13 protein-coding genes are annotated in these 15,306 nt (G+C 64.0%); 7 read left to right on the plus strand and 6 right to left on the minus strand.

Annotated features, from left to right (window positions below):
* Positions 1-131: 131 nt before the first annotated feature.
* On the plus strand, positions 132-1,235 hold the full coding sequence (locus tag ACPRTJ_RS12055) for a GlxA family transcriptional regulator (RefSeq protein ID WP_426428926.1): 1,104 nt from the start codon (positions 132-134) through the stop codon (positions 1,233-1,235).
* A gap of 102 nt (positions 1,236-1,337) precedes the next feature.
* On the opposite strand, the gene ACPRTJ_RS12060 is transcribed toward ACPRTJ_RS12055, so the two are convergent.
* From ACPRTJ_RS12060 to ACPRTJ_RS12080, 5 genes are all read right to left on the minus strand, one after another.
* Complete coding sequence (locus ACPRTJ_RS12060; protein WP_043860361.1) at positions 1,338-1,598, minus strand: hypothetical protein; 261 nt, start codon at positions 1,596-1,598, stop codon at positions 1,338-1,340.
* A 130-nt stretch (positions 1,599-1,728) separates the two neighbouring features.
* Positions 1,729-2,148 (minus strand): DUF3010 family protein, encoded by a 420-nt coding sequence (locus ACPRTJ_RS12065; protein ID WP_043860360.1) that lies wholly within the window; start codon positions 2,146-2,148, stop codon positions 1,729-1,731.
* An 8-nt stretch (positions 2,149-2,156) separates the two neighbouring features.
* Complete coding sequence (locus ACPRTJ_RS12070; RefSeq protein ID WP_426428927.1) at positions 2,157-2,567, minus strand: lysozyme inhibitor LprI family protein; 411 nt, start codon at positions 2,565-2,567, stop codon at positions 2,157-2,159.
* An 88-nt stretch (positions 2,568-2,655) separates the two neighbouring features.
* Positions 2,656-3,627, minus strand: coding sequence for a hypothetical protein (locus tag ACPRTJ_RS12075; protein WP_078481675.1), 972 nt, complete (start codon positions 3,625-3,627; stop codon positions 2,656-2,658).
* Between the two features lie 8 nt (positions 3,628-3,635).
* Positions 3,636-5,192: a hypothetical protein gene (locus ACPRTJ_RS12080; RefSeq protein WP_426428929.1), complete on the minus strand. Its 1,557-nt coding sequence runs from the start codon at positions 5,190-5,192 to the stop codon at positions 3,636-3,638.
* Positions 5,193-5,438: 246 nt separating this feature from the next.
* On the opposite strand from ACPRTJ_RS12080, the gene ACPRTJ_RS12085 reads away from it, so the two are divergent.
* The 6 genes from ACPRTJ_RS12085 to ACPRTJ_RS12110 all read left to right on the plus strand — a co-directional run bounded on the left by ACPRTJ_RS12085 (position 5,439) and on the right by ACPRTJ_RS12110 (position 13,180).
* Positions 5,439-6,416, plus strand: coding sequence for a dipeptidase (locus ACPRTJ_RS12085; RefSeq protein WP_043860376.1), 978 nt, complete (start codon positions 5,439-5,441; stop codon positions 6,414-6,416).
* Positions 6,417-6,467: 51 nt separating this feature from the next.
* The gene (locus ACPRTJ_RS12090; RefSeq protein ID WP_054916693.1) at positions 6,468-6,998 is read left to right on the plus strand and encodes a 4-vinyl reductase; all 531 of its coding nucleotides are present in this window, start codon (positions 6,468-6,470) and stop codon (positions 6,996-6,998) included.
* Between the two features lie 15 nt (positions 6,999-7,013).
* Positions 7,014-9,074: a dimethylglycine demethylation protein DgcA gene (dgcA, locus tag ACPRTJ_RS12095; protein ID WP_043860357.1), complete on the plus strand. Its 2,061-nt coding sequence runs from the start codon at positions 7,014-7,016 to the stop codon at positions 9,072-9,074.
* Between the two features lie 158 nt (positions 9,075-9,232).
* Positions 9,233-11,182: a dimethylglycine demethylation protein DgcB gene (gene dgcB / locus ACPRTJ_RS12100; protein WP_043860356.1), complete on the plus strand. Its 1,950-nt coding sequence runs from the start codon at positions 9,233-9,235 to the stop codon at positions 11,180-11,182.
* Positions 11,179-12,399 carry an electron transfer flavoprotein subunit alpha/FixB family protein gene (locus ACPRTJ_RS12105; RefSeq protein WP_054916006.1) on the plus strand — a complete coding sequence of 407 codons (1,221 nt, stop codon included), beginning with the start codon at positions 11,179-11,181 and terminating at the stop codon, positions 12,397-12,399. Before dgcB ends, ACPRTJ_RS12105 begins: the two co-directional genes overlap by 4 nt.
* A gap of 10 nt (positions 12,400-12,409) precedes the next feature.
* Positions 12,410-13,180 carry an electron transfer flavoprotein subunit beta gene (locus tag ACPRTJ_RS12110; protein ID WP_426428932.1) on the plus strand — a complete coding sequence of 257 codons (771 nt, stop codon included), beginning with the start codon at positions 12,410-12,412 and terminating at the stop codon, positions 13,178-13,180.
* A 686-nt stretch (positions 13,181-13,866) separates the two neighbouring features.
* Here ACPRTJ_RS12110 and gbcA read toward each other — a convergent pair.
* Positions 13,867-15,159 (minus strand): glycine-betaine demethylase subunit GbcA, encoded by a 1,293-nt coding sequence (gbcA, locus tag ACPRTJ_RS12115; protein WP_043863625.1) that lies wholly within the window; start codon positions 15,157-15,159, stop codon positions 13,867-13,869.
* Between the last annotated feature and the right edge of the window lie 147 nt (positions 15,160-15,306).

Genomic DNA, 15,306 nt, shown 5'->3' on the forward strand with positions numbered 1-15,306 from the left:
TTGTTGAATGCGTATTCAAGTTTGGGCATGGCATTTGCGTTGGGTTTGGCAAAGCCCCTGCAATCGAACCGGGGCCATGACAAAAAGCCCGAGCCTGAGGCACACCCTGCATTGTGTGAGGAGAGATCGCGATGACGCCGTACAACTCCGCAACCCCAAACCAGAACCGCACCCCCCAATCCATCGGTTTCCTGCTGCTGGACAACTTCACGCTGATCTCCCTGGCCTCTGCGGTCGAGCCGCTGCGCATGGCCAACCAGTTGTCGGGTCGCGAGCTGTATCGCTGGAGCACCCTGAGCGTGGATGGCGGTCAGGTGTGGGCCAGCGACGGCCTGCAGATCACTCCCGATTCGGCGATGCACGCGGCGCCGGCGATGGACACCGTGATCGTGTGTGGCGGCATCGGCATCCAGCGCACCGTGACCCGTGAACATGTGACCTGGCTGCAGAGCCAGGCCCGCCAGTCGCGTCGGCTGGGGGCGGTGTGTACCGGCAGCTGGGCTCTGGCCTGTGCGGGGCTGCTCGATGGCTTCGATTGCAGCGTGCACTGGGAGTGCCTGGCCGCGATGCAGGAGGCCTTCCCGCGGGTGAGCATGAGCACGCGCCTGTTTACCCTGGACCGCAACCGCTTCACCAGCTCGGGCGGCACCGCGCCGCTGGACATGATGCTGCACCTGATCAGCCGCGATCATGGCCGCGAGCTGTCGGCGGCGATCTCGGAGATGTTCGTGTACGAGCGCATCCGCAACGAGCAGGACCACCAGCGCGTGCCGCTCAAGCACATGCTCGGTACCAACCAGCCCAAGCTGCAGGAAATCGTGGCGCTGATGGAGGCCAACCTCGAAGAGCCGATCGACCTGGACGAACTGGCGGTGTACGTGGCGGTGTCGCGGCGTCAGCTGGAGCGGTTGTTCCAGAAGTACCTGCATTGTTCGCCGTCGCGCTATTACCTGAAGCTGCGGCTGATTCGTGCGCGGCAGCTGCTCAAGCAGACGCCGATGTCGATCATCGAGGTGGCGTCGGTGTGCGGGTTCGTGTCCACGCCGCACTTTTCCAAGTGCTACCGGGAATACTTCGGGATACCGCCGCGTGATGAGCGGGTAGGCTCGAACACGGCCCAGCAGGTGGCGATGATGCCGCTGCCGCAGGCGCTGGTGCTGTCGCCGCTGGCCGGGCCGATGTCGGCGCTGAGTCAGGCGCGCAATGAGTCGACGTTTGCCAGTGTGAGGCTGTAGACCAGGCCGACCGCATCGCAGGTCAAGCCCGCTCCCACCGGTACATCGCTGCTCTGAAGGGCAGTGAAGCGCCTGTGGGAGCGGGCTTGGCCCGCGATGGGGTCAACCGTGAAGGCTTTTGTGGTTCGCCAGCGCCGGCAGCAACTGCTTGTCGATCGCCTGGCGCACCGCCGGCAGGATCGTCGCGCTGCCGGTGTACAACTGCTCCACCAGGCCGCGCAGGGCCCGGGCGCGTTCCGCGCTCAAGCCGCGTACCGCACATTCGCAGGCCTGCTCGGCGCTGGCGCCGGCAGGCATCTCGAAGCCCAGGGCGCGCAGTTGGCCCAGCAGGTCGTCCTGATCGATCAAATCGGCGTGCATCATGGCGGTTGTCCTTGTTCGAGGCGAAGGGTGCCCCGATTCTGGGAGCGCTGCGCGGTGGCGACAAGGGGCATGGCCGGCATACCTATGAACAGGTCGTTTTTGGCTAGATCAGTGACGTGCGCAGGCGCCCTCAGCCGCGCTTGAGCAGCGCCGCACAGGCGCTCTTGTAGGCCTCATGCTGATACTTGTTCAGCGTTCCCGGCAGCTCGAGATTGTGCTTCTTGGCCTGGGCGCTGACGGTCTGTGGCGACACCAGCTCCACCGTGCAGTTGTCCAGCAACTGCAGCACGCCCTCGATCTTGAAGGTGGTCGGGCCGCCGGCAAAGTCGCCCTTCTTGCTGCGCTTCTTGATCGCCAATTGCCCGATGCCATGCTCGCTGACAAAGGCTCTGACCTGTGCGGCGAATGCCTTTACCTGGGCGGCATCCTCGTCATCCTCCAGGCCGATCTTCTTGGTGGCCACGCCAACGTGCACGGGCTGGCCGGCGTCCAGGCTGGCCACGGCCAGCAGGGCTTCGCTGCCCTTGATTTCGATGCCGCAGATTTTCATGGGGTGCCTCAATCGGAGTTTTGCAGGCCAAGGGACTGCAGGTATTCGGAGCGGTCGTCGCTGCGTTGCGCCAGGCAGGTGTTCAGTGCGGCGTCGTACTCCTTGCTCGGTGTGCTGTCGAAGGTCTCGACCTTGCAGTCGGCGTCGCGTACTTGCTTCCACAGGTTCTGGGCGGCGTTCAGGCGGTTGCTCAGTTCGGTGATCTTCGCACCCTGGCCGGCATACTGTTCCTTGATGCGTTCGAGCAGGTCGCCGAAGGCGGCGTTCAGCTCGCGTTCGGCGACCGTACGGCTGTAGGCGGCGCAGGCGTAGTTCTGCTGGGCCGTCTCGACGTTGTCGCACGGGGTGGGAGCGTCACTTTCCTCGGCGTGCACGGCAAAGGCCAACGGCGCCAGCAGCAGCCATACCATCGATTTCATCAGCGACATCCTCGCAACCGGTGTGTGGAAGGTGGGGGTCGATTCTCGCTCAGTGCCAGGCTAAATGACAGAGACCCGTCGCCCGACGCTAAGCGGTTTCATTCAGGTCCTCCCAGCCTCGATGAAACTGGTCGAAAAGATCGGCGTACATCTTGCCCAAGGGGTACTCCCTGTACTCCGAGCGCTCGAAACGCAACAGGCGGGTACGCAGCGTTACCTGCTCCAGGTCCAGGTGTTCGCCCGGGTCCCAGCGGCTGGCCGTGTTCAGGTTGCTCAACAGGGCCTCGATAGCGAATTGGGCGGCGATGAAATTGATGCCTTCCTTGCTGAACCGGGCATAACGCTGGCGCAGGGCAAACAGCGAGACGCTGTTGCGGGTCAGGTCACAATCGGCACGGGGCTGCAGTTCTACGCACAGCGAGCCCTGGATGGCATCAAACGCCATGAGCACCGAAACAAAGTCGTGTTCCGGGTGGTAGCACTCGAAGTTGACGGACTCCTGGTCGAAATAAGGGTGCAAGTGCTTGTGGAGGAAGAAGTCCGCTTCGCCTTTGAGCGACGAGTTGCACGCGTAGCAACTGGGGATGAGATTGGCGAGGGTCAGGCCCAGGTGCGGGTAAAGCGCCTTGGGATAAAAGTGGTCGAGCGTTGGACGCATCGCCCCCTTGCCGTCCCTGAACAGGGTGTGCGCATAGTTGTAGTTGCAGTACGGGCAGGTGGCGAGTTGCGAGCTGGCACACAAGGCGTAGGCGTCCCAGTGGTCAGGCATGGGCTTTCGGGGTTTGGCACTGAACGTGTCGTAATTGAACACGCGCGTGAGGTCGCTGAGCAGATCGGCGTAGACCTCATCCGTCATGAACTGCCGACAGTCCAGCAACTCATGAATGGACCATTCCATTTGCGCGCGGCTGTCCGAGAGGATGGCCTTTTCGACATCAGCCACAAAGGTGCGGCTGTACCAGTTCTTTGCCTTGGGACGATCGTTGTTGACGAACGCCGTAATCCGTTCCTGCAGGTACTGCGTATGCCGCGGCCTTGCCGCACGCCAGTTGTCGGGCATGGAAATGATCATTGGCTTTGGTGCTCTGTGTGCGGCACCAGGCGCTGCAGTTCGCGCTGGATGATCGGGTCGTCCACCACCGATATCAGGTACTTCTCCTGAGGGCCATATGTGCCGGCTTTCAGCGCGGCAATCGCGGCATTGATCCGGCGCACGGCGAATTCGCCGATAGTGACAGCGCCGAAGGAGCGGTTGAGGATGGCGTGCAGCGGTGCGGCAAAGGAGGGCGAGGTGGTGTCGGGCTCGATGAAGTCATCGTTGCTCGCGGCCCGGCCTTTGTTTTGCGCGTGGTCCTCCAGGTTCAACTGGCACACAAATTCGCCGGGCACATCGGAAGCCAGCAGCGGGGAATGGGAGGCGATGATCAATTGCAGGAGGGTCAGTCCGAAGGTGTGCTTGCACTCGCTGAGAAATTTGTTCATTTGCCAGATGTACTTGCGTTGCCACGCAAGGTGCAAAAAGGCGTCGCCTTCATCGATCAGCACCAGCAGTTTGGTGATCGGCTCGCGCGGGGAGGCGCGGTTGCCGGCTGGCGGCGCGGCCAGGCGCTTGATCGCTTCGTACAGGGAAATGATCTGGTTGAAGATCGCCCATTGGCCGGAGCTCATGCCAGGCAGGACCATTTCGAACGGTCCTTCCCGATCCGAGGCAAAATGCAGGCGCTCCTGCTCATTGGTCAAGGCGTACTGGTACACGCCACGTGGGCCTTTTTCGAATGCGAAGTTGTCCAGGCGTTCGAGGATGTACCTGAACAGGCGGCGGCTTCCCACGTGTTTCTTTTGTTGCAAGGTGCCAGGGTCAATGTGCTGGAAGTAGCTTGAGGGCAAGTGTTCGTCGATCAGCGCGATGTAGCTCAGGATGTCGTAGTTCTGTTTCTGCATGTGGTGGAACGTGGCGCAGAGTGCCGTCAGGACGTTTGATGCCGCGGGCTCCCTCGTGCGCAGGTCGTCCAGCACATAGCCACTCAGAAGGCTAAGTTCACGCTTGTACTGATTCTGCAGGTACGTCAGCTCGCGCTGATCGCCGTTGAAGTCGGAAAACCGCTCCAGGCGCGCCTTCAGATCGCGTATCGATCGCAGCTGCGGCTGGTGGCGCTTGCTGGCATAGCGGTCCTTTTCATCCTCCACCAGTGCCAAGGCCAGAAAATCACCGACCTTTTTTTCATCTGCACGCAATTTGACCAGCAGGTTTATCTTCAGCCCGAAGCTCTCGATGATTTCGCGGTGTTCATACAGTTGAAGCAGATCCTGCTCCCGACGCTGTGATGCATCCACAAAGTGCTTCTGCGCGCGAAAGGCGATCCGGTTCTGCACCGGCGTGTAATACACAACGCCCCAGTCCTGAGGCTTGCGCTGATCGACATAGTTGAACACCAGTTGGCAGTCACTGCCGAAATCCGGCAGCCTGCGGCTGGCGAACTGCTCTACCGTGCGCTGCAGAAAGCGGCTCTTGCCCGACCCGTTGGGCCCGATGATCAGCGACACCGAATCAATGTCGAACAGGTTGAAGCTTTCCCGCGTGCGCAGGTGAAGGACGTGGCCGTCCTGTTCGATCGACGTCAGCATGGTCTGGCATTCCTTGTCTGAACACGACGCCGGGCGGGCGTCGGGCAAACCGCTATTTGAGCCGATTCTTGCGCGTCGCGAAAGCGGCCAACGGCCAATGGCCATGCCGGCCTTTGTCGCACCTTGACGTTTTCGGCAATTCCCCTGTCGTTTTTGCATCCTGGCGACCTGACGCCTAGGCATATGCTGGCCCCAAAGCGCCGGCAGACGATTCGGCGCCGCAACGTCATACAAGGGGACAGCCTGATGAGCCCGGCCGAATTGCACGCAGACAGCATCGTTATCGACGGGCTGATCATCGCCAAGTGGAACCGCGAGCTGTTCGAGGACATGCGCAAGGGCGGCCTCACTGCCGCCAACTGCACTGTCTCGGTGTGGGAGGGCTTTCAGGCCACCATCAACAGCATCGTCGCCAGCCAGAAGCTGATTCGCGAAAACAGCGACCTGGTACTGCCGGTACGCACCACCGCCGACATCCGCAAGGCCAAGGAGCAGGGCAAGACCGGCATCCTCTTCGGCTTTCAGAACGCCCATGCCTTCGAGGACCAGCTCGGCTACGTGGAGATCTTCAAGCAGCTGGGCGTGGGCATCGTGCAGATGTGCTACAACACCCAGAACCTGGTGGGTACCGGCTGCTATGAGCGCGACGGCGGGTTGTCCGGCTTCGGTCGCGAAATCGTCGCCGAGATGAACCGCGTGGGGGTCATGTGCGACCTGTCCCACGTCGGCTCCCGAACCAGCGAGGAAGTCATCCTCGAATCGAAAAAACCGGTGTGCTATTCCCACTGCCTGCCCTCCGGGCTCAAGGAGCACCCGCGCAACAAGTCCGATGCCGAATTGAAGTTCATCGCCGACCATGGCGGCTTTGTCGGCGTGACCATGTTCGCGCCGTTTCTGGCCAAGGGTATCGACGCGACCATCGACGACTACGCCGAGGCCATCGAATACACCATGAACCTGGTGGGTGAAGACGCCATCGGCATCGGCACCGACTTCACCCAGGGCCACGGCCAGGACTTCTTCGAGTACCTGACCCACGACAAGGGCTATGCGCGCCGCCTCACCAGCTTCGGCAAGATCATCAACCCGCTGGGCATCCGCACCGTGGGCGAATTTCCCAACCTCACCGAAACCCTGCTCAAGCGCGGCCACCCCGAGCGGGTGGTGCGCAAGATCATGGGCGAGAACTGGGTCAATGTCCTGAAAGACGTCTGGGGCGAGTAACCCCACGCCTCACCCAGCCGCATCCTTTTTCTTTTATGGAGTTCAGTTTCCATGGCCAAGATCGCCCCGCAATTGCCCATCGAAGTCGACAGCGAAACCGGTGTGTGGACCAGCGACGCGCTGCCGATGCTGTACGTGCCGCGGCATTTCTTCGTCAACAACCACATGGGCATCGAAGAGGTGCTGGGCGCCGACGCCTACGCCGAGATTCTGTACAAGGCCGGCTACAAGTCGGCCTGGCACTGGTGCGAGAAGGAGGCCGAATGCCACGGCCTGCAGGGCGTGGCGGTGTTCGAGCACTACATGAAGCGCCTGTCGCAACGCGGCTGGGGGCTGTTCACGATCCAGGACATCGACCTCGACAGAGGTACCGCCAGCGTCAGGCTCGAACACTCGGCCTTCGTCTATGTGTACGGCAAGGTCGGGCGCAAGGTCGACTACATGTTCACCGGCTGGTTCGCCGGCGCCATGGACCAGATCCTGGCGGCCCGCGGCAGCCCCCTTCGCACGGTCGCCGAGCAGGTCTACGGCGGTTCGGAACACGGCCACGACGACGGCCTGTTCATCGTCAAGCCCCTGTAAGTCGAGGAACCCGCCATGGCTTTCGAAGCAATGTTCCAGCCGCTGCAGATCGGCAAGCTGACCATCCGCAACCGGGTACTGAGCACCGCACACGCCGAGGTGTACGCCACCGACGGCGGCATGACCACCGAGCGCTACGTGAAGTACTACGAAGAGAAGGCCAAGGGCGGTATCGGCCTGGCCATCTGCGGTGGTTCGTCGGTAGTGGCCATCGACAGCCCGCAGCAGTGGTGGGCCTCGGTCAACCTGGCCACCGACCGCATCATCCCGCACTTCCAGAACCTGGCCGACGCCATGCACAAGCACGGCGCCAAGATCATGATCCAGATTACCCACATGGGCCGGCGCTCGCGCTGGGACGGCTATCACTGGCCGACCCTGATGTCGCCCTCGGGCATCCGCGAACCGGTGCACCGCGCCACCTGCAAGACCATCGAGCCGGAGGAGATCTGGCGCGTGATCGGCAACTACGCGCAGGCCGCGCGCCGCGCCAAGGAAGGCGGGCTGGACGGGGTGGAACTGTCGGCAGTGCACCAGCACATGATCGACCAGTTCTGGAGCCCGCGGGTCAACAAGCGCACCGATGAATGGGGCGGCAGCTTCGAGAACCGCATGCGCTTCGGCCTGGAAGTGCTCAAGGCGGTGCGCGAGGAAGTCGGCCCCGACTTCTGCGTGGGCATGCGCATCTGCGGTGACGAGTTCCACCCCGACGGCCTCAGCCACGAGGACATGAAGGAGATCGCCAGGTACTACGACGCCACCGGCATGCTGGACTTCTTCGGCGTGATCGGCTCGGGCTGCGACACCCACAACACCCTGGCCAACGTGATCCCCAACATGAGCTTCCCGCCCGAGCCGTTCCTGCACCTGGCGGCGGGCATCAAGGAGGTGGTGAGCGTGCCGGTGATGCACGCGCAGAACATCAAGGACCCCAACCAGGCCACGCGCATTCTGGAGGGCGGCTACGTGGACATGGTCGGCATGACTCGCGCGCACATCGCCGACCCGCACCTGATCGCCAAGATCAAGATGGGCCAGATCGACCAGATCAAGCAGTGCGTGGGCGCCAACTACTGCATCGACCGCCAGTACCAGGGCCTGGACGTGCTGTGCATCCAGAACGCCGCCACTTCGCGGGAATACATGGGCGTGCCGCACATCATCGAGAAATCCACCGGCCCCAGACGCAAGGTGGTGGTGGTCGGTGCCGGCCCGGCCGGCATGGAGGCGGCGCGGGTGGCGGCCGAGCGCGGGCATGACGTGACCCTGTTCGAGAAGAAGGAGGCGATCGGCGGGCAGATCAGCATCGCCGCCAAGGCTCCGCAACGCGACCAGATCGCCGGCATCACGCGCTGGTACCAGCTGGAGCTGGCGCGGCTGAAGGTCGACCTGCGCCTGGGTACGGCGGCGGATGTCGACACCCTCATGGACCTGCGCCCCGACGTGGTGGTGCTGGCGGTGGGCGGGCACCCGTTCATCGAGCAGAACGAGCACTGGGGCGCGGCCGAGGGCCTGGTGGTCAGCAGCTGGGACGTGCTCGACGGCACGGTGGCGCCGGGCAAGACCGCGCTGGTGTACGACACCATCTGCGAATTCACCGGCATGTCGGTGGCGGATTTTCTGGCCGACAAGGGCAGCCAGGTGGAGATCGTCACCGACGACATCAAGCCGGGAGTGGCGATTGGCGGCACCTCGTTCCCCACCTACTACCGCAGCATGTACCCCAAGGAAGTGATCATGACCGGCGACCTGATGCTGGAGAAGGTCTACCGCGAGGGCGACAAGCTGGTGGCAGTGCTGGAGAACGAATACACCGGGGCACGGGAGGAGCGGGTGGTCGACCAGGTGGTGATCGAGAACGGTGTGCGCCCCGACGAGACCCTGTACTACGCACTCAAGGAGGGCTCGCGCAACAAGGGCCAGATCGATGTAGAGGCGCTGTTCGCGATTGAGCCGCAGCCGATATTGAGCCAGCCGGGGGAGGGGTACCTGCTGTACCGGATCGGCGATTGCGTGGCGCAGCGCAACACCCATGCGGCGATCTACGACGCCTTGCGCCTGTGCAAGGATTTCTGATCGCTCTGTGAACCGATTGTCCCGGTCGCTCGGGCTTTTTGTGGGAGCGGGCTTGACCCGCGATGCAAGCACTGCGGTGTGTCAGGCGTGCCGCCATCGCGGGTCAAGCCCGCTCCCACAGTGTGTGCAACCGATCATATCGAGTGTGGGAGCTTCCCATGTTGAACACCCTGCTACCCCTGCTGCTGTTCGCTGCCCTCGGCCTGGCCGTGCTCGGCGCGCTGCGGCGCGTGCGGATGTGGCGCCAAGGCCGGCCATCGCGGGTCGAGCTGCTCAAGGGCCTGCTGGCCATGCCACGCCGGTACATGGTCGACCTGCACCACGTGGTTGCCCGCGACAGGTACATGGCCAACACCCACGTCGCCACCGCCGGCGGCTTCGTGCTGGCCGCCGTACTGGCGATCCTGGTGCACGGTTTCGGCCTGCACAACCGCCTCCTCGGCTACGCCCTGCTGGTGGCCACCGCCTTGATGTTCGGCGGTGCGCTGTTCGTCTACAGGCGCCGGCTGAACCCGCCCGCGCGCCTGTCCAGAGGCCCCTGGATGCGCCTGCCGAAAAGCCTGCTGGTGTTTTCCGCCAGCTTCTTCATCGCCACTCTGCCGGTAGCCGGCATCCTGCCCGAAGGTACCGGTGGCTGGGTGCTGGTGGCCTTGCTCGGGCTGGGCGTGCTGTGGGGTGTGAGCGAGCTGTTCTTCGGCATGACCTGGGGCGGGCCGATGAAGCACGCCTTCGCCGGTGCCCTGCACCTGGCCTGGCACCGGCGCGCCGAACGCTTCGGCGGCGGACGCTCCACCGGGCTCAAGCCGCTGGATCTGCAAGACCCGAGCGCACCGCTGGGTGTGGAAAAACCCAGGGACTTCACCTGGAACCAGTTGCTTGGCTTCGACGCCTGCGTGCAATGCGGCAAATGCGAGGCCGCGTGCCCGGCGTTCGCCGCCGGCCAGCCACTGAACCCGAAAAAACTCATCCAGGACATGGTGGTGGGCCTGGCGGGTGGCACCGATGCGAAGTTTGCCGGCAGCCCGTACCCCGGCAAACCGCTCGGCGAGCACGGCGGCAACCCGCACCAGCCGATCGTCGACGGCCTGGTGGATGCCGACACGCTGTGGTCGTGCACCACCTGTCGGGCGTGCGTGGAAGAGTGCCCGATGATGATCGAGCACGTGGATGCGATCGTCGACATGCGTCGCCACCTGACCCTGGAAAAAGGCGCCACGCCGAACAAGGGCGCCGAGGTGCTGGACAACCTGATCGCCACCGACAACCCCGGCGGATTCGCCCCGGGCGGGCGCATGAACTGGGCCGCCGACCTCGACCTCGAGGTGCTGGGCGAGGTGCACGGCACCGACGTGCTGTTGTGGGTGGGTGACGGCGCCTTCGACATGCGCAACCAGCGCACCCTGCGCGCCTTCGTCAAGGTGCTCAGGGCGGCCAACGTAGGCTTTGCCGTGCTCGGCCTGGAGGAACGCGACAGCGGCGACGTGGCCCGCCGGCTGGGCGACGAGGCCACCTTCCAGCAACTGGCCCGGCGCAATATCCGGACCCTGGCGCAGTACCGCTTCACACGCATCGTCACCTGCGACCCGCACAGCTTCCATGTACTGAAGAACGAATACGGCGCGCTGGGCGGGCACTATCAGGTGCAGCATCACAGCAGCTTCATCGCCGAGTTGATCGCCGCCGGCCGCCTCGACCTGGCGCCGCACAAGGGCGCCAGCGTGACCTATCACGACCCGTGCTACCTGGGCCGCTACAACGGCGAGTACGAGGCGCCGCGCCAGGTGCTGCGCGCGCTGGGCATCGAGGTGCGCGAGATGGCGCGCTCCGGCTTTCGCTCGCGTTGCTGCGGCGGCGGCGGCGGTGCGCCGATCACCGACATTCCGGGCAAGCAGCGCATTCCCGACATGCGCATGCAGGACATCCGCGAGACCGCCGCCGAGGTGGTGGCCGTGGGCTGCCCGCAGTGCACCGCGATGCTCGAAGGCGTGGTCGAACCACGCCCGCAGATCAAGGACCTGGCCGAGCTGGTGGCCGACGCGCTGCGTGAAGCGACGGTTGCCAGCACGCCGGTAGCAAGCCAACCAGAACCTGCGCAGGTGGACCCATGAGCGACATCATCCGGCGTGACCCGCGTGCCGAGTGGATTGCACGCAACCGCCTGCACCCGCTGCACGCAGCCATGCAGGCCCAACAGACGCAGTGGATGGGGCCCAATGGCGTGCTGCGCAAGAACCCGCATGCGGTGGGCTTCATCGGCCCCAATGGGATCAAGCGCATCGATCGCAGCGGCGCGAGCCAAGGCGCTACGAGCAAGCGCAGCGCCGCCGCCGAGGTGCTGGTGCCGCTGCATCAGGTGCCGTTGCCGGCGTTCTACATCGTGGTGGTGCCGGACATGGTCGGCGGGCGCCTGAGCAGCCACGACCGGGATGTGCTCGGGCTGGCCCACGGCCTGGCCGGCAGCGACGGCGCGGTGCTGGCAGTGGTGTTTGGCGAGCACAAGGAAACCGCCTTCGGCACGTTCGGCGTCGACCGCCTGCTGCAGATCGACGGTGACGCGTTCGCAGGTTATGCACCGGAGCAGCGGGTGCAAGGCCTGCGGGCTGTGGATAACCAGTTCAACCCGCGCCACTGGCTGCTGCCCGACAGCCGCAGCGGTGGCGGCGAGCTGGGCCGGCGCCTTGCCGCGGCGCTGGGCGAGCGCCCGGCCACGCGGGTGTGGCAGGTCAAGGACGGGCTGTGCAGCGGGCGCGCCGGGGCTGGCCAGCAGGACCTGGTACGCGGGCTGGCGCGCCTGATCCTGGCGGCGGCCGAATGTGCCGAGCCGGTCAGCGAAACCCGCCATGAAGCCCTGCCGGTGGAGTTGTCCACAGGCGCGGCGCGCAGCCTGGCGCGTATCGAAGACCTCGGCCCGGTGCCGGTGGACCCGGCCACCATCGCCATGGCCGAGGCCGAATTCATCCTGTCGGGCGGCAACGGGGTCAAGGACTGGGCACTTTTCCACAGGGCCACCGCCGCGCTGGGGGCCACCGAAGGGGCCTCGCGGGTGGCGGTGGACGATGGCTTCATGCCGCGCAATCGCCAGGTGGGGGCCACCGGTACCTGGGTCACGGCGCGGGTGTATGTGGCTGTGGGTATCTCCGGGGCGATCCAGCATCTGCAGGGCATCGGTGCCTGCGACAAGGTGGTGGCGATCAACCTGGACCCCGGCTGCGACATGATCAAGCGTGCCGACCTGGCGGTCATCGGCGACAGCGCGGCGATTTTGCAGGCGCTGATCGAGGCTGTGGACAACTATCGCAACGGCGCCCGACGCGATGCGGCCTGAGGGGGCATTCATGAACATCAAGGTCATCAGCCTGGTCTCGATCGGCGCCCACCCCACCTCGGGGCGCATGCGCCGCGCCGAACAGGATGCGCGGGCCGTGGAGCTGGGGTTGCAACTGGCTGGGGATAACCTGCAGGTGCTGCATGCCGGCGACCCGTACGAGCCTGCGCTGCGCGCGTACCTGGGCATGGGGCTGGCGCAGCTGGACGTGTTGCAGCAGCCCGCAGGCGCCGATGTGCTGGGCGTGCTCGGCGACTACCTGCGCGAGGCGGGGGCACAGTTGGTGCTGAGCGGCAGCCAGGCCGAAACCGGCGAAGGCTCGGGCATGCTGCCGTTTCTGCTGGCCGAGCGCCTGGGCTGGCCGCTGGTGGTGGGGCTGGCGCAGGTGGAATCCATCCACAATGGCGTGGCCCAGGTGCTGCAGGCCCTGCCACGGGGGCAGCGGCGTCGCCTGAGCGTGCGCCTGCCGATGCTCGCCACTGTGGATAACGCCGCGCCGGTGCCGCGCCAGAGCGCCTATGGGCCGGCGCAACGCGGGCTGTTGGCGGCCCATGAGGTGGCGGTGGTGGAGGACGAGTTATTCACAGATGCTGTATTGCAGCCGGCCAGACCCCGGCCCAAACGCCTCAAGGTAATCAAGGCCAAGAGCGGTGCCGACCGCATGAAAGCCGCCACGGCGAAGGCCAGTGGCGGCGGTGGACAGGTACTCAAGGGCGTGACCCCGAGCGAAGGCGCCGAGGCGATCCTGAAGCTGTTGGTGGAGGAGGGTGTGCTGCGCTGAAGGGTTGTGCACAAAGGCTGTTGGCGGTTCTGTGGATAAAGTGTTTGCCTATGGCTGCAGGCCACGTCAACCGTGGCCTGCAGGCTATTGTTCAAATAGTGATCAATACACGCCGCGAATTTTTCGCGGTTTTTTCATGCCCGTCGTCCAGCGAGACGGCAGTTTTGCTCACAATCCTTGTTGGCGGCTCTGTGGATAATCTGTTCGGACATGGCTGCAGGTCACGTGGTTAAAGGTGTTCAGCTATTTGATCAAAAAACGCACAAAACCTCGTCAATCCACCGCGAAATACTCACGCGGCAGCGAAAATCGGGGGTTTCGGCGGTTTATCCACATGGGTTTTGCAATGAGGGCTACTTGCACACAAAGTCTGTTGGCGGCTTTGTGGATAAGGTGTTCGTGCAGTGCTGGGGGGCACGTATTCAAAGGCTTACAGAGATTTGATCACTTTTTGATCTATTGTACGCTGTGGATTGAACGGCGCTGGGCGGAAGTTTTCCACAAGGGTTGCCCACAATTGCTGTGGGTGTGGCTGTGGATAAAGTGTTGGTGGAGTAGGTATGGGGCAGTAGGGGCTGGGGTTTGCGGGTGTTGGTCAAAATTTGTACAGATTGTATGGGGTTCTTCGCCGGCAAGGCCGGCTCCTACAGTTGATGCGTAGGAGCCGGGCTTGCCGGCGAATGGGACTACTGCGCCGCCACGCCCTTCAGATACGGCGCCGGCGCCGCGCCCAGGTTGCTCAGCATCCGCTCGCTGTACCAGTCCACGAAATTCACCACGCCAAACTCGTAGGTTTTCGAATACGGCCCCGGCTGATACGCCGTCGAGTTGATGCCGCGCTGGTTCTCTTCGGCCAGGCGCCGGTCCTGGTCGTTGGTTGCGTCCCACACCTGGCGCATGCGCGCCGGGTCGTAGTCCACGCCCTCAACCGCATCCTTGTGCACCAGCCACTTGGTGGTGACCATGCTCTCCTGGGCACTGATCGGCCATACCGTGAACACGATGATGTGATCACCCATGCAGTGGTTCCACGAATGCGGCAGGTGCAGGATGCGCATCGAGCCCAGGTCGGGGTTCTGGATGCGCCCCATCAGTTTCTGGCAGCCCAGCTTGCCGTCCAGGGTCATCGACAGCGTGCCCTTGAGCAGGGGCATGCGCACGATACGGTTGCGCAGGCCGAAGCTGGCATGCGCATAGGGGATCTTCTCCGCGTCCCACGCCGCAGCGCTGGCCGCCACGTGATCCTTGAACGCCTGGTCGGCGCGCGGGTCGGTGACGTCGTCCCATTCGAGCAGGGTCTTGAGCAGCTCCGGGTGCGAGGCGTTGCAGTGGTAGCACTCGCGATTGTTCTCCAGCACCAGCTTCCAGTTGGCCTTTTCCATCAGGGTGGTCTGCACCGCCACCTTGGTGTTCTCCATGTCGTAGGGCTCCATGTAATGGGCCAGGGTGGCGAGGAAGTCATCGATGGCCGGCGGGTTGTCGGCCAGGCTGACGAAGATGTAGCCACCGGCGGTCTTCACGTTCACCGGCTTGAGACCGTACTGCTGCATGTCGAAGTCGTCGCCCATCTCGGTGCCGGCGAACAGCAGCCGCCCGTCCAGCTCGTAGGTCCACTGGTGGTAGTGGCACACCAGCTTGGCCACCTTGCCCTTGTCGCTGGTACACAGGCGCGAGCCACGGTGGCGGCACACGTTGTGGAAGGCATGCACCTTGCCCTCGGCACCGCGGATCACGATGATCGGGTTCTTGCCGATCTGCAGGGTCAGGTAGTTGCCCTTGGCCGGGATCTCGCAGGTCATGCCTGCAATCAGCCATTCCTTGTGGAAAATCTCCTGCATGTCGATCTGGAACAGCCGCTCATCGGTGTAGAAGGGTTGCGGCAGCGAGAAGGTGCGCTCGCGGGTCTGCAGCATGTCGGCGGTGGCCTTGCGTGCAGCGTCCAGTGGGTCGCCCAGGCTCAAGGTTGCGGTGACGTCCATCGTTCAGGTCCTCATGGCCCGTGCGGGCCGCGAAAGTGGCTAATCGTTCGTGTGGCGACGCAGGGCTCAGACAGCAGGTTGATGTGCGATGGAGTGTGCGTTCGCCCGCGCCGGCAACCATGCCCATGGGCGACATGGCCAGATCCG

It is taken from the genome of Pseudomonas palmensis (genome assembly GCF_049942755.1).
Taxonomy (GTDB): Bacteria; Pseudomonadota; Gammaproteobacteria; order Pseudomonadales; family Pseudomonadaceae; genus Aquipseudomonas; species Aquipseudomonas palmensis.